Source organism: Shewanella sp. 10N.286.52.E4 (assembly GCF_041468785.1).
Lineage (GTDB): Bacteria > Pseudomonadota > Gammaproteobacteria > Enterobacterales > Shewanellaceae > Shewanella > Shewanella electrodiphila.
The window spans coordinates 123,534-146,816 of sequence record NZ_JBFRJJ010000020.1; the positions used below are offsets into that span (position 1 = coordinate 123,534).

Sequence of the window (23,283 nt, forward strand, 5' to 3'; positions counted from 1 at the left end):
TAATTTAGGCGTCATGTTAGCAAAGTATAATTAAGATTCACATTTTGTCGCATAAGTTTACTTTTTCTTGTCCATAAAAAAACCGACGTAAATCACGTCGGCTTTAAAATACTGATTAAAAATACTGATTAAAAATCAATTATTTCTATTTCATTTTTCTCATTGGTTAACGATTGCTCAATGTAAACTTCTGCACTTGCTCAGACATTGCTGCGGCATCTTCTAGTAAGCTGTCATTTAGTAGGCTCAGCGATTCGGCAATTTTTTGAGTTTGGCTATATATTTCACTGATCCTCATCGCGTTTTGATTCACTTCTTCAGCGACTGCAGCTTGCTCATGAGTTGCAGAGGCAATTTGCTGATTCATGTTGTCAATAATATCGACATCGGCAACAATCTGTTGTAACTCTTTACCTGCATGCTCTACTTCATTGACACTTTCTTCAGCACTGACCATGCCTCGTTGCATGGTTTTAACCGCCAACTGCGCACCTGACTTTAACCTTTCTGTCATGCGCTTAATGTCATCAGTTGAAGACTGAGTTCGTTGAGCAAGCGTTCTGACTTCATCAGCGACCACAGCAAAGCCTCTACCTTGCTCGCCTGCCCTTGCCGCCTCAATAGCCGCATTTAATGCCAGCAAATTGGTTTGCTCTGAAATGGCACTGATCACATCTAAAATGGTGGCAATAGACTGCACATCTTGATCTAATGTTTCAATGGCATTTGACGCTTCATTAATTTCTGATGCAAGGTGCTTGATTGATACGGTGGTTTTTGACACCCCTTTGTTACCAATGTGCGCTTCTTTATTGGCTGAAGTTGAAGCGTCAGAAGCTTGTACTGCATTGGCTGCAATTTGCGTCACTGTCGCACTCATTTCTGTCATTGCTGATGCAACTTGCTCAGCTTCAAGGTAACCGGTTTCAACATCTTTTTGCATAGTATGAGCATGACCATTCACTTCTTCTACGACCTTAACCACCTGCGTTGCACTTTGACGAACCTGCAAGATAATGGTTTCAAAGTCATTCATCATGGCGTTAAATGCATCAGAAAGTTGCCCAAATTCATCTGCTGACTGATGTTCAATCCGGGTGCTTAAATCAAAGTTATTTCCCGCATGAGTGACCTTACTGAATAAATGACTCAGACTGCGATTAAGGTATTTCGATACAGATAAGCTTAACCAACCTAATAATACAATTGATATGGTTAAGGTTAGCAAAGATAACCACATATGTTGGTTAGCTGAATTTAAACGTGTTTTGGTCAATAGAATTAAATCATTCACAAGAAAGTGCTCGAAATCTGTGAGTACGTTAATTCTCGCAGTCGAAGTTTTAAACCACTCTTCTGGGTTTTGCTTACTGATGTCACTAGCAACTTGCGCTAAAGCTATTTGACGCATCTGCTCTACTTCACTCACTTCCCGTGAGCGAGCCACTTGTGAAAATCGAGATAACCAATCTGCTGTCGCTAAGGCATTAAAGCGCTCGGCATAGGTATTTTGCTCTGACATTAACGTAACAAAGCGCGCATACACGCCATCTTTAAAGCCTTCTTGTCCAAAGGTGGTACTTAACACTGCTCGCTCAATGCCAGCACGCTCTTTTAACTGTAAAAATGCACCAAAGGATGCAAGCTTTAAAGATAATTCGCTATCAGGGCTTTGCATGGCTGCTTCATCAACCACAGACAATAAAGCCGTATTCAACCCCGTGTAATACTTCACTTCTTCAGCCACAGAAATGGTTAAGTTATCGACAGAACGTCTAATGGATTGTAATTGCTGTAACTGATTGTGAATTTGCTGCAAGGTTGAGCTGATTTGTACTGGGAAAGCATTGATATCAGGAATATTGTTAAACTGGCTGATTTGTCTATCGGCTGCAACTCTCTGATTAGGTAGCAAACTTGCAAACGATTTACCTTGTGAACCAATAAAGCCTGCACTCATACCACGCTCAATTTGTAATTCATGCACCAAGGCACTATTGATTACGGCCAGCTCGCTTAATGAAAGTACTGTGGTCAATTCCGATTTGGTTTCATATTTATTATGAACAAACATGCCACCATATATGAGGCAAATAACCAAGGGTGGAATAATCAGTAAAAGAAGTTTATGTAGCGTTTTAAGATCGGTAATCCATTTCATTATATCTTTACCCTTAGAGTAAGTGCTCCATGCAATTTTGCGATAAATTGCATGCTTTGATGCAAATAAGGCGACTTAATTCTAGATCAAAAAAAGTTGCTGAGTATCGTTCGCGCAAAAAAAACCTGTATCAGCTAAATAACTAGCCTTACAGGTTTCTTATCGGCGATTAGAGAAAAAGCTTTAAGCTTATCCTTCAACACCTTTGCTTGCTAAGAACTCATCATAAGTTCCTTTGAAATCGTTAATGCCGTTTGGCGTCACTTCTAAAATACGTGTAGCAAGTGATGATACAAACGCACGGTCATGAGAAACGAATAACAAAGTACCTTCATACATTTCTAAGGCATTGTTCAATGATTCAATTGATTCCATATCCATGTGGTTTGTTGGTTCATCAAGAAGCAGGATATTTGGCTTTTGCATAATCAGCTTACCAAAATACATGCGACCTTTTTCACCACCAGAAAGGACTTTGACAGATTTTTTAATATCGTCAGAACCGAATAGCATACGCCCTAAAATACCACGAACAGATTGATCATCATCTTCTGGTTTGCGCCACTGGCTCATCCAATCAAATAACGTCATGTCGTTAGCAAAATCTGCTTCATGATCCTGAGCATAGTAACCAATGTTTGAATTTTCAGACCATTGGATAGTACCAGCATCTTGAGGCAAGTCATGTACTAAGGTACGTAATAGTGTCGTTTTACCCACACCATTTTCACCCAAAATAGCAATACGCTCGCCTACTTCAGCCATCATATCGAAGTTGCTGAATAATGGTTTTTCATCAAAGCCTTTAGCGAGTTGCTCAACCACTAATGCGTTACGGAACAATTTCTTTTCTTGTTCAAAACGAATGAATGGGTTAACACGGCTAGATGCTTTGATTTCTTCAATTTTAATCTTATCGATTTGCTTAGCACGTGACGTTGCTTGCTTTGCTTTAGACGCGTTAGCAGAGAAACGAGCCACGAAGCCTTGAAGTTCAGCAATTTGTGCTTTCTTCTTAGCATTGTCAGACTGCAGACGCTCACGAGACTGCTGCGCAGCCATCATGTATTCATCGTAGTTACCTGGGTAAACACGTAATTCAGCGTAATCGATATCAGCCATGTGAGTACAAACAGAGTTTAGGAAATATCTATCGTGCGAGATAATAACCATGGTGCTGTTACGCTGGTTCAACATTTCTTGTAACCAACGAATAGTGTCGATGTCCAAGTTGTTGGTTGGCTCATCAAGTAACAAAACATCTGGGTCCGAGAACAATGCTTGTGCAAGTAGTACACGTAACTTGAAACCTGGTGCGATTTCGCTCATCAGACCGAAGTGTTGGTCTACACCAATCCCGACGCCCATCAGTAAGTCACCTGCACGAGACTCGGCAGTGTAACCGTCCATTTCAGCAAATTCCATTTCAAGCTCAGAAACTTTGATACCGTCTTCTTCACTCATTTCTGGTAAAGAATAAATACGGTCACGTTCCTGCTTCACTTCCCATAGCTCTTTGTGACCCATGATCACTGTGTCTACAACAGAATAGGCTTCATAAGCGAACTGATCTTGATTCAGCTTACCCATGCGCTCACCTGGATCAATCGACACATTACCGCTTGTCGGTTCAAGGTCGCCAGTTAAGATTTTCATGAAAGTGGATTTACCACAGCCATTGGCTCCGATAAGACCGTAGCGATTACCGCCACCGAATTTAACTGAGATATTTTCAAACAGTGGCTTTGAACCAAACTGCATGGTGATGTTAGCTGTAGTAATCAAAATGAGATTCCAAAATTCAAGTTATGACAAAAACAAAAAACCAGCGCTGACTTTATTAGCTGCTTTGTTAAACAAGTCAGTATTCATTGACGAGTATAGCGGCTGTACGTATATAGCACTGGTTTTAAACCACCCTTAAAACAATAAGCATGGTCACAATAATTAGGCGGCGTACTATAGCATTTCAGCTTATTTTTTCAACTTAACTTAAAAGAAGTAGAGGATAATTCGAGGGAGATTTGATGAATTTAATGTGTCTGTTAACACCAAAGACAAAATAGCCGACACACTCGGCCATTTTTACAACAATGAACAGCAACTAAGGGGTTACTTTTTAGCTGTGAACTTTTTGAAGGAAAACTTTTTCGTGAACCACGCAAGCGTGTCGATTTGCTGTTGTTGGTTCAAGCCAAAATAAACACAAATCCAAGGTGACAGCAAAAAGTACCAAGGCATAGTCATCCCCAGTTGGTCATTGAATTGCAGATAGAAAAAACCAAAATAGATCACTGCGATGCCTGCAATTCCTACAGTCATCATCGTCATCCTCATTGCCTTTTCTAGCCTATCCATCTGTTATTCCTGTTTATCATGTCTTTTTATTAGTTTTATTGTGACGACTTTTACGAAAATATGCATCTTGGTTAATGCTGCCAAGATGGTAGCAATAAATCCACCAATAAAAAAGCCAACCTTTAACAGGTTGGCTTTCATTTAATAACAGAGAACTGACACTAGCATCAATCCACCATTATCATCGCCAGCAGATTACATGCTTAAGCCGCCATCAATTTCAAATACACGGCCATTAACGTAATCGTTTTCAACGATAAATTTAACTGTCGCAGCCACTTCTTGCGCTTCACCCAAACGGCCTACTGGCACCATTTTTTCTAGACGCTCTAGCGCTTCTGGTTTCATGCCTGCTGTCATTTCAGTAGCAATCACACCTGGCGCTACTGCTGCACTGCGAATATTGTAACGTGCAAGCTCTTTTGCCCAACCCACACTCATTGCTGCGACGCCTGCTTTAGATGCAGAATAATTAGACTGCCCCATGTTACCGGCTTTAGCGATACTAGAGATATTGATAATCACACCCGCTTGTTGTGAGTGGATCATCGCTGCAGCGGCTTCACGACCACAAAGGAATGTGCCGGTTAAGTTAACATTTATCACTGATTGGAATTGGTCATAAGACATGCGGTCAGTGACCTTGCCTTCTTTCGCTTTAACCATTAAACCGTCACGTAAAATACCAGCGTTGTTAATTAGCACGTTAACTTGACCAAAATCTTCCAAAATGTAGTTAAAGCCAGCAACCACATCTTCTTCGTCAGTAATATCCAGTGCATAGCCTTGTACTTCCGTTGAAGCGCCAAGATCTGCACAAGCACGTTCTAATTTTTCTTGGTCTACATCGATAAGCGCCAAACGAGCACCTTGGGCCGCAAAGTCTTGCGCCATCGCTAAACCTAACCCACCAGCACCGCCAGTAATGACCACAACCTTATCTTTAATTTCCATTAACTGGATCCTTAATACGCTAAATTAACCTGAGGTTTCTTAATCAAACCTCAGTATTCAAATTCTCTATTTTTTATCAGCAGGTGTAAATTGCTCAAATATGCTTGAGAAATCACGGCGACCATTGCCTTGACGAGCATGGTTTACATACATGCTGCGTGCTAACGAACCCATAGGTGTACTTGAATTCGATGCCACTGATGTTTGCTGTGATAATCCTAAATCTTTCACCATCAAGTCAACCATAAAGCCGCCTTGATAATCATTTGAAGAAGGCACATTTTCCATCACATCAGGACAGGGATTATATTTCTCTAAGGTCCAATTGCCGCCACTGCTGACTTTCATGATATCAGATAACACTTTAGGGTCTAAACCATTATCAATACCTAATTGTAATGACTCACTGGTGCCGACCATTAATACTGATAACAGCATATTATTACAAATTTTAGCGATTTGACCTGCACCAGTGGCGCCAGCATGAAAAATATTGGCTCCCATGACAGTTAACACGGTTTGGGCTTTCTCATAAGCATTATCACTGCCACCACAAATAAAGGTCAATGTACCTGCTGCTGCGCCAGCTGTGCCACCTGATACAGGTGCATCCATAAACTCGATGCCTTTAGCTTGTGCATGCTTACCAACCACTTGTGCAGACTCAGCATCAATGGTGGAGCAATCAATTAACACAGCTTCTTTTGATACAACATCCAACAGGCCTTTTGTATCGTCGTCACCCAAATATAAATGACGTACATGTTTACCTGCTGGCAGCATGGTTATGACAAAATCAGCTGAGGCCGCTGCACCACAAGCGGTTTTAGCACTCAACGCACCTTGAGCTGTTAACGCTTCAACCGCCGCAGGTACTAAATCAAAAACGGTGACTGTCATTCCCGCTTTAATCAAGTTAGCCGCCATCGGGCCGCCCATATTACCTAAACCAATAAATGCTACTGTGGCCATAATAAATTCCTTTTAGATGTCTTTTAAAGGGTGCTTATCAGCATCCCAAGGTGATGTCAGTAATTGGGTAACGGCTTGTGCAGTGACGTCACTTGCATGACTAAAATGCCATTGAGGCTGACGGTCTTTATCAATTAATAGTGCACGAACACCTTCACAAAAATCACCATGAGAACAACAATTAACGCTTACACCTAATTCCCATTTAAAAGATTCTGCCAGTGTTTTAGTCGTACCAAGATTGGCTTGAGCAAATATCAGGAACCAACTTAATGGACTGCCAGCCAGAGCTGTTTTTTGCGCGCGTTTAAGCCAATCAAGCTCTGTTTCTAAACTGGTAATTTGATGATGAACTTCTTCAATTTCACCTGTCATCAATTGATCAATTTGCGGCTGAAAATCAGACAATGGACTTTGACCTATTTCAGCGTTCGAGCTGGTTTGCATTTTATTAAGCAATAAACTCAATTGCTGATGATTTAATGCAGCGTCGTCACTCCAGCTCACTTCAGCAATGGCATCAAATAATGGTTCTTTGTCATCACTTGCCATGAAATGATTACCGACATTGACAAACAATGCATCGGCCGCATTCATGTTATATGCAGTTAACCCTAAAAATAAGCCGATTTTACCAGGCATTCGATTCAGGAAATAACTGCCACCCACATCAGGATATAACCCAATGGTGATTTCAGGCATAGCAATGCGGCTTCGCTCAGTTAATACCCGGTGACTGCCTCCAGCCATTAAACCTAAACCTCCGCCCATCACGATACCGTCGCCCCAGATTAAGACAGGTTTTTCGTATTGATGCAGCAAATAATCTAATTGATATTCTTGACTGAAAAAGTCACACGCTTCTGCGGTCATGGTATTAGGGTTAGCAATTGAAGCATGATAAATTGCCCGAACATCGCCACCGGCGCAAAATGCTTTATCACCAGCGCCATCAAGCACCACAAAGGCAATATTGTTATCGTCTTTCCAAGCCTGTAATTGCTTGGTCATGGCTTGCACCATATCAAGGTTTAATGCATTTAAGGCTTTTTCAATATTGAGCGTAACCACACCAATTGATTTACCGGATAACGTCCCTAAGGTTTGAAATATTACATCTTGAGTCATTAGCAATTCTTCCATTTAGCTGCACGTTTATCTAAAAAGGCATTAACCCCTTCAGCTTGATCTTCAGTATCAAATAAGCCGACAAATAATTCCCGTTCTAAAGGTAACGCTTGTGTGCGTGGTTGGCTACGGCCTGCTTGAATTAAGGTTTTACACACACTCACACTGCTTGGAGATTGACGAGCCACTTTCTCAGCTAGCGCCATTGCTGTGACTAATCCTTGACCTTGTTCGACAACTTCTTCGACTAAGCCTATTTGCAGTGCTTTATCAGCTTTGATTCTTTCGCCACACAAAATCATCCGCTTTGCCCAACCTTCGCCAACCAATGCTGTTAAGTTTTGAGTACCACCCGCACAAGGGAGTAGACCAACAGTGGCTTCAGGTAATGCCATTTGAGCATGGGATTCTGCAATGCGTAAGTCACATGCCAGAGCCACTTCTAGCCCGCCCCCCATGGCATAACCATTAATCGCTGCTATCGACACACCACGAAAAGCACTTAGAGCCTCAAACGCTTCACCAAAATGTTGTGCCATTAATGCTGCATTTTGTTTGTCACCGTCAGCAAAAATATTTAAATCCGCACCCGCTGAAAAAAACTTCTCGCCCGATCCGGTAATCACTAAAGCATAAATGTCTTTATTGTCATTTAGGCGCAGTACTATGCTGTTTAATAATGAAAGGCTTTCTGCCGTCCATGTATGAGCAGGTGGGTTATTGAGAGTTAACACTGCAGTGTTACCCTCAATGGTTTCAATGATAGCTGTCATAATTTTCCCTTTATGAAGTCGTTACAGAATCGCGTGAGCATTTTCATCTAATAAGCGACGCGCAATAATTAAACGCATGATTTCATTGGTGCCTTCAAGAATTTGATGCACTCTTACATCTCTGAAATGACGTTCAAGTGGGTATTCACGAATATAACCATAGCCACCATGAATTTGCAGCGCGCTATCACACACTTGAAAGCCAATATCCGTGGCAAATCGTTTCGCCATTGCGCAATATGCGGTAGCTTCAGGGTCGTTCTGGTCAAGTTTAAATGCCGCTAAACGCACCATTTGACGGGCAGCGACTAACTCAGTTGCCATATCCGCTAACTTGAACTGTAATCCTTGAAAAGCAGCAATAGGTTTACCAAATTGCTTACGTTCATTCATGTATTCGGTTGCACGCTCTAAGGCTGCTTGAGCAGTGCCTACTGAACAAGTCGCGATATTGATTCGGCCGCCATCCAGTCCTTTCATTGCAAAAGTAAAGCCTTGGCCTTCTTCACCAAGTAAATTTGCTTGCGGTATACGGACATTTTCAAAACTAATTAAACGGGTCGGCTGCGCGTTCCAGCCCATCTTGTCTTCAGCTTTGCCGTAAGTCACCCCAGCAGCATCGGCAGGAATCGCAATAGCTGAAATACCTTTAGCCCCTGCTTCGCCTGTGCGGCACATTACGACTAGTAACTCAGTTTCACCCGCACCTGAAATAAACATTTTTGAACCATTAATGATGTAATCATCACCATCTTTAACGGCTTTGGTTTGTAATGATGCCGCATCACTGCCCGCTCCTGGCTCGGTTAAACAGTAAGATGCCAATAATTGACCAGTAGTTAACCCCTCAGACCATTGCTGGCGTAAGGTTTCGGTGCCCCATGTTGTGACCATCCATGTGGCCATATTATGAATCGTTAACATCGCAGTTGTCGCTGTACAACCATGAGATAACTCTTCAAAAATGATTGATGCATCAAGGCGAGATAAGCCCATGCCACCTTCAGATTCTGGTGAGTACAATGAGCAGAAACCAAGCTCGCCTGCTTTTTTTAATACGTCTTTTGGAAAATGATGTTCTTCATCCCATTGAGCGGCAAAAGGCGCTAGCTCTTCTGCTGCAAATTGACGAGCAAGATCGGCGAATTGGCGTTGGTCTTCGTTGAAATTAAAATCCATGGTCTGAATCCTTTTTTACTATGACTCTTAGGTCATTTGGTGCGCTTAACATCCCGCGAAATTATTAGGTGGAGCTATACTGCTCGATGTGCGGTGATGCTATACGTGAATGGTTGTTGTCGCAGCGTCTTGCTGACTTGTTATTTACGTTGTTAAAGGCCTTCTCCCAAAAGAAGGCCTTGGTGAAACGATTTACGCTAAGCATGTTAGCTCATGACTTAAGCATGACTTAAGCATGATTTAGACATGATTACTTAAGCATGACTATTTAAGATCGATACTCATATTCGGGCCACTGACCACTTCGTCTGCAAACCAGCGTGAAGTAATGGTTTTTGTTTCAGTGTAAAAACGCACAGCTTGCTTACCATAAGCATGCTGATCGCCATAGAAACTGCCTTTCCAGCCAGTGAAAGAGAAAAATGGCAGTGGTACAGGAATAGGTACGTTAATCCCTACTTGTCCTACTTCGATATGATGTTGATACTTACGCGCCGCGCCGCCAGATGCAGTAAAGATTGACGTGCCATTGCCATAAGGGCTGTTATTAACCAGTTCAATTGCTTCATCTAAATCGTCAGCTTCCATACAACACAGTACTGGGCCAAAAATTTCTTCTTTGTAAATCGCCATATCAGTAGTGACATTACTGAACATTGTTGGTCCAATCCAATTACCCGACTCGTAACCTTCAACAGTAAAATCGCTGCCATCAAGTAAGCACTCAGCGCCTTCTTCTTTACCTTGAGCAATCAACTTAAGGACTCGATCTTTAGCTGCAGGGCTTATTACCGGGCCATAAGCTGCATTTTTATCATCCCATAAACCTGGACGTACTTTGGCTAATGCTTCTTTAAGCTCTGGGATCCATTCTTTTGCAGCGCCTACAAATACCGCCACAGAAATAGCCATACAACGTTGACCTGCAGCGCCAACCGATGCACCAACCATGTTGTTGATCACTTGCTGTTTATTGGCATCAGGCATAATCACACAGTGGTTTTTCGCACCTGCAAAGGCTTGAACGCGTTTTAGGTTATCTGTACCTGTTTTGTAAATGTATTGCCCTACACCGACAGAACCCACGAATGAAATAGCTTTGATGGCAGAATCATTTAATAAAATATCTACCGCAGCTTTGTCACCGTGAACAAGCTGCAACACACCTTTTGGCGCGCCAGCTTCAACAAACAACTCAACTAAGCGTTGCGGAGTCATTGGATCTTGTTCTGAAGGCTTGAGAATAAAGGTATTACCGCAAGCAATGGCGAGTGGGAACATCCATAAAGGGATCATTGCAGGAAAGTTAAATGGTGTAATACCCGCACAGACACCTAATGGTTGAGTGTAGCTGTAGGTATCGATATTACGGGCAACATTTTCAACGGTTTCGCCCATCATCATAGAAGCGATATTACATGCATGCTCCGCCACTTCAATTCCACGCCAAACATCACCTTTGGCATCTTCAAAGGTTTTACCTGTTTCTTGCGCTAGAATCGTAGCCAGCTCATCATGGTGTTCTTTTAAAAGGTGCTGATAGCGAAGCATCACGCGCGCACGTTCAGAAACAGGCACTTCTTTCCATGTTGTAAATGCTTCTTTGGCACTATGAATTGCTTGATTCACTTCGTCAGCAGTGGCTGCATTGATGTTAGCTATGACCTGGTTATCTGCTGGATTAGTAACTGATATAACCTGTGAACCTACGCCTTCGGTAAATTCGCCATTAATATAATGTTTAACTTGAACCGTCATGTTGCTTCCTAAATCCCTGTTGAGCCCCAAAGCTCATTTAAAGTTAAGTACTGGCTGCTGTTTTATTGTGGCTATATAAATTGCCAAGCTAGTCCAGTACTTACGTTTTGTTGAATTTCTAATCTTTTACCACTGTACTTTTTGTCATTAAAAACGTTATGACTAGACTTCAATCGCCATCGCAGTGGCTTCGCCGCCACCGATACATAATGACGCCACACCTTTGGTTAATCCTTTCTCTTTAAGCGCATGGATTAACGTCACTAATACACGTGCTCCAGAACAACCAATTGGATGACCTAAAGCGCAGGCACCGCCATTAATATTTACTTTTGATTCATCAAGTTGTAGCTCACTGATTGCAAGCATGGTCACCATTGCGAACGCTTCGTTGATTTCAAATAAATCAACGTCAGCCTTAGACCAGCTCACTTTGTCGAATAATTTGTTCATTGCGCCTACAGGCGCGGTGGTAAACATTGATGGTTCTTGCGAATGAGTTGTGTGGCCTTTAATTGTGGCCATCACATCAAGCCCTAACGACTCCGCTTTTTCGCGGCTCATTAACATGAGTGCAGCTGCACCATCTGAAATTGAGCTAGAGTTTGCCGCTGTAATCGTGCCGTCTTTAGCAAATGCAGGTCGCAGAGTTGGAATTTTTTCAGGACGGGCGTTACCCGGTTGCTCATCAGTATCGATAGTGACATCACCACGGCGACTTGAAATGGTCACAGGCACAACTTCTTGCTTAAACGCGCCTGAATTAATCGCAGCGTTGGCTTTTTCAAGTGAGTTTAGGGCGAATTGATCCATACCTTCGCGGGTTAAACCAAAGTCATCTGCAGTTTGTTGTGCGAAAGTGCCCATTGCCCCGCCAGTGTAAGCATCTTCAAGTCCATCAAGGAACATATGGTCTAACACTTTGCCATGCCCCATACGCATACCGCCACGCGCTTTATCAAGTAAGTATGGTGCTTGTGTCATGCTTTCCATGCCACCAGCAATCACCACTTCGCTTGAACCCGCTTTAATTAAATCATGCGCCATCATGACGGTTTTCATACCTGAGCCGCAGACTTTATTGACTGTGGTAGCACCAACACTTAATGGCAAATCAGCCCCTAAGGTTGCTTGACGTGCAGGCGCTTGGCCTAAACCTGCTGGTAACACACAGCCCATTAACACTTCATCAATTTGTTGAGTATCGATATTAGTTTGCGCCACTAAGCCTTTGATTGCTGTCGCGGCTAATGTAGGAGATGTAACGGCTGACAATGCGCCTTGAAAACCACCCATTGGGGTACGTTTTGCTGCAACGATAACGATATCTTGTGGTGATGAAAGTGTTGTACTCATAACTTCTCCGCTGTAAACCGGCTTAACATGGCCGAGATTAATACACAGTAAAATGTGATCTAGTTCAATAATCACACTCTGACGTTTACGCTAACGTAAAGCAAGAGAAATCAGTTAAATAAACATTAAGAATTTTAAATCGCTGTCATTGAAAATTTACAAACAGGATAAACACTTGAAAAAATTACACTTTAAAGGAGGAGGAATGGCTTAGATCTCGTTTATCAATCTGACTACCAGGTCGTATGACTGCCAGCATTGTAGTTATTTGATCTTTATTTTTGTTTGGTTAGCTCATCATGCAGAAAACACCTGATTACGACCGCTGTTTTTCGCTTTATATAAGCCAGCATCGGCCGCTTTAATCATTTGAGCTAAGTTGTCAGAATCATCATGCTTAATACTCACCCCTAAGCTTATTGTAAACTCAAGGGTAATATCATTAAATTTGAATTGATGTTGTTCAATGCTGATACGTAATCGTTCAGCAACCTCAACGGCTTGGTCTAAGTCAGTGTTAGGCAAAATGAGTAAAAACTCTTCGCCACCGATACGACCCAGAATATCCGATTTTTTAAACCAGTGTCTTGCTTTACTCGCGGTCGCTTTAATGGCTAAGTCACCTACTGCATGCCCATATGTGTCATTAATAATTTTGAACTTATCAATATCAAAAATGATAACAGCGAGTGGTTCATTGCGCTTTTTAGCCAGTGCAAATAATTTATTGCCTTGTTCCATGGTATAGCGGCGATTGGAAATACCAGTCATATAATCAGTTTGAGAACGGCGTTTAAAAAAGCGTCGTGACTGCACTAAAAATGCCATCATTACCAATAAAACGGCAATGATTAACGCTGTTACCGTTAAGCTCAACTTAGAGATTTGCTGTTTATCTATTTCAGATTTTAATTTCAACAGATTAATCGACAGCTGGTTCTCGAGAATTTTAACCTCATACTCCGCAACTTTAGCACTGTGCTCTAACGAAGAATAAATCACATCTTTGTCCATAATCGACGCATAAGTTTTGCGTTCATTGCCTAAGCTAGTGAGTAAAATATTAAAACTGTTTTGATAGTCTTTTTGCGCAAATTTATCTAAAGCTAGGACCGATGTTTGCAAAAATTTGGGGCTTGATTGATAGCTATTGGAATGAATAAATTGTGACGCCATTTCAAATGCTTTATCCACTTCGTTTTGCTGCATATAACTTAAGGAAAGATAGCCGATGGTAATATCGATAAAAAATGTTTCATTGGTCTGCGCTTTAAGCTGCAAAGCACTGTGTAAATGCTCCACTGCTCGTTGAAAGTCTTGCTTAAAAAAATAGCTACGCCCCGCGTTATGATGAGCAAAAAACATAAAGTCATCGAATTCAGGGTGCTGCCTCGCCAAATCAAATAATCCAGCAACGGCTATTTCAGCCTGTTCCCAGTCAGACACTTTTATCGATTCACCCACCATATTGTGGAGCATATTAAACACATCTTGATGATCGTCGACTGAGCGCCATAAATTATATGCTTCACGAAAGTATTCGTAAGCGTATTTATGTAATCCGTTTGCGCGATAAATAGCTCCCGTGGAGTTATAAATCATCGCTTGTCGGTTAGCTGTAAATTGATGCTTCTTGGCTAACATCAAGGCTTCATCTAACCTTGATAAGCCTTCTTCAAAAATATCCACATCGGCATAGCAAAATGCGCTTTGGGTTAACGCTTTTACCAGAGTATCAGGTGAGTTTAATTGGCGAGCAAGCCCCAGCGCATGCTCTCTATCAGGGCAATAATTGGCTTTCACATTCGTTTGTAAATATTTGATAAAAGAACGCTCAATATACGCAATAACCAATAAGTCAGAAATGGGCTCTCTTTCTAGCATACTAACAATATGACTATAGCTATCGTAAGCACTATCAAGTTGACCAACAGCCTCTTGCTCTATTGCTAATAACACATAAAATTCGGCTTGTTGATGGACGTCCCAATAGGCTGTCTCGCTCTTTTTCTCCATAAGAAAAGCTAACTTTTCATCAGCCAGCTCAATAGAGTGTAAGGTTAATTTAAGCTGGCTAATGTCAGTGGTGGATTGTTCTGTGGGTTTAGGTTTTGATATTTCTTTTTTAGAAACTGAACTAGCGTCTGGATTATTAGCTTCATTGGCTAATATAGGAAAACTGGATGACATGATGCATAGCAACATGCTCAAGATGACGATAGGTTTATTGCTCGCGTTTAATTTATTCATGAAGGAATGAATTAGCACCAAATTTCCTTTTTATCTGCGAAAACCATATGTACCCTACGACAATCATATTTAATCTACGACAACTATTTTTAACCTGCTATAACCATATCAGTATAACAATTTAGCGGCATAATAAGTTAACACTATACCAACATGGCTAGAATGTAATAAATACAACGATAAAACATATAGGTGTATACGCCAGTCTCTGCACCACTATTAAGTCGATAGAACTAAATCGAGGATAGTTAGCGTTTGAATTAACTAAAAAGAGTCAATTTTCCGCAGGTATCACCCAAATTGCTGTTTAATTAATTTTCTAAATTAAAATGTAAAAAAGCGCTGAAATCAGCGCTTTTGTATAATTTAATCCAATTAAATTTGAGTAAATCTACTTGGTTATCATTACTGCACCAACACTTCTGTCTTCACTTTGGTTTATTAACCTAATAGTTAAACCATACTCAGGAATATTACGCCCAGCATCTAACAAGTCACCGCCGGTATAATCTCTTGAGTCTCTGAAGGTACGTTGAGCACGAGTGCGGTTGTCATACATAGTAATGCCGTATTGCTCAGACAAATCGATAAACATTTTCTCTGGTCTATCTATTCTGAAGGTTGCGTCGTGAATTTGATAACGAGTCGTCGCAATATTGCCATTGCTCCAAGACAAGGTGTTTTGATCTGCATCGACCACACCTAAGAAACCATCGCCAGGATGCACTCCAACCCAGTTGTCAGAATATTGATTATCAACATACCAAATCAACATACCTTTCTCATAGGTCATTGGCTGTCCGGCAACATTAATATGCTCTAAGCCGCTATCAACGCCATGATGTGTACGCCACTCAACCAGATAGTAATGCTCTGTTTCCGATGAACCTGAAGACACCTCAAAACCATTTAACATCATCACTTCTGGTGATGAATCTGCATTCGCAGTAAAGGTCTCAACGTCATCAACGACTAGATTAATATCATCAACATACATACCTGGGTTCGTTACCGCGCCATCAGTTTGATACATCACGTAAAGATTAAATGCATTGCCTGCAAGTGAGGTTAAATCAAACTCTGCATTAATCCATCCAGCTGAAACTCCGGTAATACCGTTACCTAGGTTGGTATCATTTGGATTGGTTGTAGAGGTAATATTGCCCTCTAGCATCACTTGTCCAAACTCGCCTACAGCCATGACATAGGCGTAATCCCAGTCTGTTTCGATATCGTACCAAGCTTGAAATTGCAGTGAAGCCGTCGTTGCATCGCTAAGATCAACAGCAACGCCCATTAGATTTTCCAAGTTATCGCCTGAACCACTGAAGTAAGCATATTCGCCACTCGTAGGCTCGGTAATCACTTGAACTTTATTAGGAAGAGTAATCTTAATGACATCATGATTTGTTCCTTTACTAGATGCTTGATCAAGTAAACCCACCACTCCACGACGAGGAATATCATCGAAATTAACGATTGCACCGTGCTGCCAATTTCCGCCTAAAGTGGCTTGGAGGTGCTCTTTAGCAAAGGGACTAAAGCCAACAGGCTCAGTACCACCTAACTCACCAGCCCAGCTTCCTGAAGACATGACTGACCACATGGACACTGGCTCGCCTTCACCAGTGTATTGGGTATCATATTCATCAGGTAATCCTAAATCATGACCGTACTCATGGCTTATCACACCCACTGCACTATCGATGGGTGCAATGGTGTAATCAAATGCTCCCATTAAACCGCCCCAATATGGTACATCAGTATTTGAGTCTGGAATGCCGTATACGCCACCGAGGTTCCAGCGATGTGACCAAATAGCATCTTCGCCTACTTGACCGCCACCAGCCTCTTCACCCACGGCAGAATGGAACACCATTACGTGATCCACTAATCCATCAGGTTCCCAATAATTACCATCACCATCAAGATCATAGCGATCTTCTATATCAAATTGGCTTAAATCTAAACTCGGATCTAATGAGGCTGCAGTCAGCGCTTCTCGAATTAGGCTGCGGGCATCACCATCAACATTGTTGCCGTAAAATGCTGCTGGCATTGTTGCCATATACCAACCTGCAACATCACCAGTTACTGTGTAGCTATCACCAGATTGTTTTTCATAGAATTGTCTAAATGAATTGGCATGATGACCATTCGGAGCTACCCAACCATCATCACCAAATAAGATTTGGCGGTAGTGATCTTGATTGTAATCCTCATAATACATGCCTGACTCTTCTGGCAAAATTGAGTTATGAACAAAGTCTGGAAACTCCATTAAAATAGCCAAAACTCGCGCTTCTCGAGTTGATCCATCATAAAGTTCTTCTTGAACGTTTTCAGGTGCATTTCGAATCGAGCGCCCTGTTAAACTGCCTTTCGACGCTTCATGGCGGCGTTCCATTTTAGTTTTACTTTTAATTTCACTGGTCATTGAATAATGACTGGTGATATTTGCATCTTGAGCTGCTGCGTTCACTATCGCTTCAGCTTGACGCTTTTTAAGATAGGTTTTTAATGCCGACTCCGCTTCTTTCAAGCTAGCTGACTGTGGGATTTTTCCTGACTTCTTAAGCATTTGAATCAGTTTTTGCTCATCAGCAATCACCATATCAAATGCGCCAGTTTGTGGTATGGGAGCATGCTCTGCTGCTTGCAAGCTTCCTGAGAGCCCAGCAATAGCTAAGGCTAGTGGGATTAATTTGTTGTTATTCAATTGAATACCCTCATGTAAAATTCAGTTCCGTTTGAAATTTCTACTCAGAAAGACTCAGCTGCGCTAACTAAGTATTCAAAAACCCTAACTGAAGAACTGCTGAGGCGAAATAGACACAAGGACATTTCATTCCCAAGTATGAACCCAAGCTTAATACCTCATTCTTATGGGTATTTTACTGGTTTCAACATATACAAAAAGAGCCATCTAGTAAGACTAAATGACTCAAATATTGAAGGCTATTTGTATATGATTTTGATAAAGCTACAAGTTAAACCATAACGAAGTTAACTTTTTGACTCCCAAGGCGTTCGGCCACTCATATCTGAAAGGTCATAAGGGGTAAGCTGATATACATAGTAGTTTAACCAGTTACTCACCAACAAACTGCCATGACTATGCCACCTAGCAATGGCCTCTTGACTCGGATCATCATTTCTAAAGTAATGAGTCGGCACTGATGGTTCAAGCCCTTGTTCAAGGTCACGTAGATATTCATCTTGCAAGGTCGATTTTTGATACTCAGGATGCCCCATCACAAACAAATTGCGACTATTACGGCTCAGTACAATGTAAGCGCCCGCTTGTTCTGATTCTGCAAGTACCTCAAGATCTGGATGTTGCTTAATGTCTGCTACATTCATTTCAGCAAAACGAGAATGTGGCGCAAAGAACTCATCATCGAAACCACGTAGCAGCGGATGTGGCTTTGTGCTGCGGCGGTGACAAAAAACCCCAGAGCGTTTTTCATCTAACAATTTTCGATGTAAATCATAAAGATGAAATAAACCGGCATGTGCAGCCCAACAAAGAAAGAGTACCGAAGTGACATGTTGCTGTGACCAATCAATAATTTCTTTAATGTGCTCCCAGTAAACTACATCTTCAAAATCTAACTGACCGAGCGGTGCCCCTGTAATAATTAAGCCATCGTAGTTTTTACTTTTAACCGCTTCAAAATCACGATAAAAAGTATTCATATGGTCAATAGAGGTGTGTTTAGAGGCTTTATCATGAATGCGCAATAAGTCTACATCCACTTGCAGTGGCGTATTTCCTAGTAAGCGAAGTAACTGAGTTTCGGTTTCAATCTTATTAGGCATAAGATTTAAGACAAGTACCCGCATAGGACGAATATCTTGATTAGCTGCCCGGGTTTCGGACATCACAAAGATATTCTCTGATTCTAAAATTTCTGCAGCAGGTAAATTATCTGGAATTCTAACCGGCATTAAAAGCACCTTTTTTTACTGAATATTCGGTGCCATTAGCCTGACTGCAAATAATCACAAGTATTGGTAATAACCTGTGATTTTTGAAGTTACGCTTATCCACCGACCTTATTAACAACAACATTAACGGGTTGCACCTCGTCAATATTGACAATGTAAGACTGAGTATTGATAAACCACAGCTCGCCATTGACTTCTATTCTTGCGCCTATCGCATAGGTGTGACCCTGCTGAAACTGATCTCTGGTAATTTGGAACTCAAATGAATATGGCGTCATTGCGTTCTCAGACATCATTTCAGCCAACACAATGGCTTTGGTATCTTGTAAAGACACATCTTTAAGCTGCACTTTAATGACAGCATCTGCTGGTAAAGCGATACGTTCTCGGTAAGTGACATCACCAGAAACCGTCACTAAGTCATTACTAGAAGCACAAGCTCCAAGACCGACAATGATAGCTACCGATATCAACATTTTGCTTAAAATTCGCTTCACTGCATTACTCATGTCACTCTCCTTCATCATACATTAAGACTTCTGGAAGTCTATACGTCTCACGTTGAATAATATTCTTGCTTGTTATCGAAAGCAGTTGTTTTTATCATAGGTCATCATTTCGAAGCCATAAAGCGTATGACACAAGCAAACGCAATAATAGTGGGCGCTAGCTCACACCTTAGTAAAGAAATCGCTACTCGATTAGCGCAACAAAACGTTTCATTGGTGTTGTTTGTTCAAAACCCTGAAGATATGCAAGAGTTTGCAGATCAATTACCCACTAAAGTTGAAGTTTTACCTTTAGATATTGAGAAACCAAGCGCAATTATTAGCCAATTAGAAAAGGTTTGGTTAAGCATAGATGGCGCACATTTGGTTTTAGTCAATACAGGGCTTAATGGTTATCATGAATCGCTACCTTGGCAATTAGAGCAAGATATCATTGATGTCAATGTCAGTGGTTTTACTGCGATTTGCAATACCACCTTCCGTTTAATGCGTGAACAAGGTTATGGCCAAATCGCTGCGATCAATTCAATCGCTGGATTACGTGGTGGCCCTAGTGTGGCTTACCATGCATCAAAAGCCTATGCACAAAACTACCTCGAAGGTTTGAGCATGCATGCGCAGCGATTAAAGCTTCCTATTACCATTACCGATATTCAATTAGGTTTATTGGATAAAGCAGCGATGCAGCAAAGTAAACTGTGGTTACCGCCTTTGCCTAAAGTGGCGGCGCAAATTATCAAAGCTATGCAAAAAGGTAAGCGAAAAGTATATGTCACCAAGCGCTGGCGCCTAATTGCTTGGATGACAATGTGTTTACCAGAGTTTATTTACAATACTCGCCATTGGAAAACGAAAAAGAAGAAATAAGTTGATATCTGGCATATGCGCTAATGCCCCCATCATCTAAAACAAAAAACAGGAGCTTAGGCTCCTGTTTTAATAGTGTAAGTTATCTCGCTTAAGATAATTAGAACTTATAACCCACACTCACCATATAAACCCATGGATCGATATCAGTTTCAATCGTCACTGGGACAGAAACATCACCGCCTTCTGGAGCATAATTAAAGCTAGCATCGGTTGAGATCTGTGCGTACCAAACTGACGCATTCACCAACCAGTTATCATTAATGTTGTAATCTAATCCGACTTGAGCAGCCAATCCCCAAGAGTTAGACAAACTTAAATCAGATAAACGATCACCAACGCTATCGGTAATTTCATTATCAAAGAAATTGGTAAAGTTAACACCCACTCCCACATAAGGACGTAATTTAGATTGAGCATTTCCAAAATAGTATTGAGCGACTAAGGTTGGTGGTAAGTGTTTGGTTTCAGCCACTTTCATACCAGCAATTGAGATATCATGAGTAAATGGTGTTGCCGCTAGTAATTCAAGCCCCCAGTTATCAGTCAACATATAGCCAAAATTCAAACCAACTTGCGTATTATCATCAACAGAGAATTGTCCCAAATCACCTAAATCTGGAGTGACAACATTTTCGCTAGAATCGTTTGGTGCAACAGCGACTGCACCCACTCGAAAGATGAAATCACCTGCTTGATGAGCAAAAGCTGAAGAAGAAATCCCAGCAGATAGTAAGCTAGCGGTAACGAGGCTAAGGGCTAATTTTTTATTCATTATGACGACTCCATGTATGCAACATAATTAGTGCTTTTACGTAAACACATTTAACAATTGGCGCTACACTGCCAGAAATTCCTCGTAACAATATTGATATAGATCAATAAAAAGCCTTACAACTAAATAGGTAGTTACCAGCGTTGATCAAGATCACAAAAACCAAGCTTACTTTGATAAAGATGCTTTATATTTAGATGTTTAAAGTGATTATTCAGAGGTTTGATCTGCAAATTTCATTGATTATGCTTTTTGTATGTAATGCTTAAAGTCCGCTTAAAAATCACAATTTGTTAACACCAACCCCTGTAATTAATCATACAAACACTTTATTTACAGGAGCAATTGTTACTCTTAATCGATAGAGAAATGATACGATTGCGATACAAATGGAATTTACAGTAATAAGGCAGTGATCATTTTCAATGACATTACGATTGAACAGCCATTTATGGAAGATAATTTGCTCACTAGTGTTAACTGCTAGTCAAGCGGTTTCAGCAGCGCATACAGACCTCAGCCAATCAATAACCCTTGACCAAGCGTTGCCAACAAGTACTGATAATAAAGTCAGCACAATTGCACGTGCTACAGATGAAACAGCTCTTGAGGTCAATGAATCTGATGACATTAACTCTAATGACATTAGCTCTGATGACATTCACACTAATGATAATGTGCTTGTTGAGACAGAGCACTCCCCCTGCTACGATCATGCGCAATCAGACACTCGATTAGACAAGACCTTCGCCTACTTAAATACCAAGTTCTGCGAACCCGCCATTTGGTTTGATAGTTTTTTTGTTGACGAGCGAATAACAGATGATGCAAGAGCTGGCACTATTGTTCGTTGGTATAATGACTTTTCATATTTTGAAAAAGAAGGTTTCAAATACCGCTCTAACGTTAAAGCACATTTAAACCTGCCAGGTATGAGTAAAAAGCTTAAATTAATACTTGATTCAACAGGTGAGGACGACCCCTTTTCTTTCATTAAAAGTCCTGATGATGACAATGAACGTGAAGTCGGTTTACGTTATGATTGGTATGCCAAAGAGCGAACCAGCTTTAATATTAAGGCAAGCTTTAAACCTAAAATTGAAGCGCGTTATCGTTATACCTACCCTATTTCTCAAAATACATTATGGCGATTTACACAAACGCTATATCAAGAAAAAAAAGTGACTGGCGAAACCTCAGGATTTGATTTCGAACATGCTTTTAATGAGTCATTTCTATTACGATGGAATAGTGCTGCTCAATATGAGAACAAAAATAATGGTTGGGAATTAGGTACAGGATTACAACTTTATCAATATCTTAGCGATACTAAAGCAATCAGTTATCAAGCGAGGATCAATGGTGTAACTGAGCCTTACCATTATATTGAAACCGCCAGTATCGGCCTAACATATCGTCAAAACTACGCTAGAAAATGGTTATTTTTCGCAGTAACACCTGAATATACATGGACTAAAGAAGACGATACCGCTGAGCGGTTAAACCAAATGGTCATTACATTCACCATAGAAATCCTGTTTCAGAATGTCTAAGATTAATCAATTGAGGCCGGCACCTACAACTCTAACGATAATCTCGGGTAATGATTAAACCAAGGTTTGCTGGCTACACGCTTCATGAATGCTGACTCATCCGCTTTGGGGTTATAGTTAACCGTCAAGTTAAATACGCTTTCTAAACCAAATACAGACTCTACACATAGCTCACCCTCTTCATCTAATTTAACGGCTATAGCGGTTTGCTTTTCAGGCCAATATGACATGGCGTTCATGCAAGATGTATAAGCTGGGTGGTTATTTTTCTTATGCATTCTCGCCTGATTTTTGACAGACCAAGGTAAATTCATTTGCTCTGTTAATGCCAACTCAATCAGTTTGTCTCGATAAATACTGGTTTCTTCATGGCACCAATAAATAACGTCAATATCGATCAATTTAGACGCAGGAGCATCGTGTAATTTGTCCCAGACTAAATTACGAACAAAGCCTGCGGCAATGAACCAATCTTCGACTTCATTTTCAGCAAAAAACTGCGCAGTTAACTTAAGCGCAGACATTCTCATTGCATCACTTAACAACCAATCTTTTAATTGTGCTTCATAGTCCATAATCAGTACCGACATTATCAAATGAGCAAAATTACCTAACGTTGATAAAAGATAGTCTTATCAAGACATAGATAATACTCACTGAAAACCTAGATTTAGTCGGTAAAGCTAGCACATTATTTTTGATGGTTCACTGATTAAAATGTAAATATTAACGATTGCTA

At 41.0% G+C, this 23,283-nt stretch carries 18 protein-coding genes; 2 read left to right on the forward strand and 16 right to left on the reverse strand.

What is annotated here, in order from left to right; all coding sequences use genetic code 11:
* Window positions 1-166: 166 nt before the first annotated feature.
* From AB4153_RS10915 to AB4153_RS10980, 14 genes are all read right to left on the reverse strand, one after another.
* On the reverse strand, window positions 167-2,161 hold the full coding sequence (locus tag AB4153_RS10915) for a methyl-accepting chemotaxis protein (RefSeq protein WP_371997388.1): 1,995 nt from the start codon (window positions 2,159-2,161) through the stop codon (window positions 167-169).
* 189 nt (window positions 2,162-2,350) lie between these two features.
* Entirely contained in the window at window positions 2,351-3,946 is a 1,596-nt protein-coding gene (locus AB4153_RS10920) for an ABC-F family ATPase (RefSeq protein ID WP_102526313.1), read from the reverse strand.
* A 327-nt stretch (window positions 3,947-4,273) separates the two neighbouring features.
* Entirely contained in the window at window positions 4,274-4,519 is a 246-nt protein-coding gene (locus tag AB4153_RS10925) for a hypothetical protein (protein WP_102526312.1), read from the reverse strand.
* A 195-nt stretch (window positions 4,520-4,714) separates the two neighbouring features.
* Window positions 4,715-5,473, reverse strand: coding sequence for an SDR family oxidoreductase (locus AB4153_RS10930; RefSeq protein WP_102526311.1), 759 nt, complete (start codon window positions 5,471-5,473; stop codon window positions 4,715-4,717).
* A 66-nt stretch (window positions 5,474-5,539) separates the two neighbouring features.
* The gene (gene mmsB, locus AB4153_RS10935; protein ID WP_371997389.1) at window positions 5,540-6,445 is read right to left on the reverse strand and encodes a 3-hydroxyisobutyrate dehydrogenase; all 906 of its coding nucleotides are present in this window, start codon (window positions 6,443-6,445) and stop codon (window positions 5,540-5,542) included.
* A 12-nt stretch (window positions 6,446-6,457) separates the two neighbouring features.
* A complete protein-coding gene (locus AB4153_RS10940) occupies window positions 6,458-7,573 on the reverse strand; it encodes an enoyl-CoA hydratase/isomerase family protein (protein ID WP_371997391.1) in 1,116 nt (371 codons plus the stop codon).
* A complete protein-coding gene (locus AB4153_RS10945) occupies window positions 7,573-8,346 on the reverse strand; it encodes an enoyl-CoA hydratase (RefSeq protein ID WP_371997392.1) in 774 nt (257 codons plus the stop codon). The genes AB4153_RS10940 and AB4153_RS10945 overlap by 1 nt, the downstream gene beginning before the upstream one ends.
* 21 nt (window positions 8,347-8,367) lie before the next feature.
* Window positions 8,368-9,525 carry an acyl-CoA dehydrogenase family protein gene (locus AB4153_RS10950; RefSeq protein WP_102526308.1) on the reverse strand — a complete coding sequence of 386 codons (1,158 nt, stop codon included), beginning with the start codon at window positions 9,523-9,525 and terminating at the stop codon, window positions 8,368-8,370.
* Between the two features lie 264 nt (window positions 9,526-9,789).
* Window positions 9,790-11,283, reverse strand: coding sequence for a CoA-acylating methylmalonate-semialdehyde dehydrogenase (locus AB4153_RS10955; RefSeq protein ID WP_229368877.1), 1,494 nt, complete (start codon window positions 11,281-11,283; stop codon window positions 9,790-9,792).
* 162 nt (window positions 11,284-11,445) lie between these two features.
* Window positions 11,446-12,639: an acetyl-CoA C-acyltransferase gene (locus tag AB4153_RS10960; protein WP_371997393.1), complete on the reverse strand. Its 1,194-nt coding sequence runs from the start codon at window positions 12,637-12,639 to the stop codon at window positions 11,446-11,448.
* Between the two features lie 297 nt (window positions 12,640-12,936).
* Window positions 12,937-14,907, reverse strand: coding sequence for a diguanylate cyclase (locus tag AB4153_RS10965; protein WP_371997394.1), 1,971 nt, complete (start codon window positions 14,905-14,907; stop codon window positions 12,937-12,939).
* A gap of 373 nt (window positions 14,908-15,280) precedes the next feature.
* A complete protein-coding gene (locus AB4153_RS10970) occupies window positions 15,281-17,608 on the reverse strand; it encodes an immune inhibitor A domain-containing protein (RefSeq protein WP_248954731.1) in 2,328 nt (775 codons plus the stop codon).
* A 287-nt stretch (window positions 17,609-17,895) separates the two neighbouring features.
* The gene (metA, locus tag AB4153_RS10975) at window positions 17,896-18,840 is read right to left on the reverse strand and encodes a homoserine O-succinyltransferase (protein WP_102526303.1); all 945 of its coding nucleotides are present in this window, start codon (window positions 18,838-18,840) and stop codon (window positions 17,896-17,898) included.
* Window positions 18,841-18,935: 95 nt separating this feature from the next.
* Complete coding sequence (locus AB4153_RS10980) at window positions 18,936-19,349, reverse strand: YbaY family lipoprotein (protein WP_102526302.1); 414 nt, start codon at window positions 19,347-19,349, stop codon at window positions 18,936-18,938.
* A gap of 126 nt (window positions 19,350-19,475) precedes the next feature.
* Here AB4153_RS10980 and AB4153_RS10985 point away from each other — a divergent pair, with 126 nt between their 5' ends.
* Complete coding sequence (locus AB4153_RS10985; RefSeq protein WP_371997396.1) at window positions 19,476-20,216, forward strand: SDR family NAD(P)-dependent oxidoreductase; 741 nt, start codon at window positions 19,476-19,478, stop codon at window positions 20,214-20,216.
* Between the two features lie 100 nt (window positions 20,217-20,316).
* On the opposite strand, the gene ompW is transcribed toward AB4153_RS10985, so the two are convergent.
* Window positions 20,317-20,991 (reverse strand): outer membrane protein OmpW, encoded by a 675-nt coding sequence (gene ompW, locus AB4153_RS10990; protein WP_102526301.1) that lies wholly within the window; start codon window positions 20,989-20,991, stop codon window positions 20,317-20,319.
* Between the two features lie 425 nt (window positions 20,992-21,416).
* Here ompW and AB4153_RS10995 point away from each other — a divergent pair, with 425 nt between their 5' ends.
* Window positions 21,417-22,544 carry a hypothetical protein gene (locus tag AB4153_RS10995; protein WP_371997398.1) on the forward strand — a complete coding sequence of 376 codons (1,128 nt, stop codon included), beginning with the start codon at window positions 21,417-21,419 and terminating at the stop codon, window positions 22,542-22,544.
* A 23-nt stretch (window positions 22,545-22,567) separates the two neighbouring features.
* On the opposite strand, the gene AB4153_RS11000 is transcribed toward AB4153_RS10995, so the two are convergent.
* Window positions 22,568-23,119 (reverse strand): nucleotidyltransferase family protein, encoded by a 552-nt coding sequence (locus AB4153_RS11000; RefSeq protein WP_371997400.1) that lies wholly within the window; start codon window positions 23,117-23,119, stop codon window positions 22,568-22,570.
* Window positions 23,120-23,283: the final 164 nt, after the last annotated feature.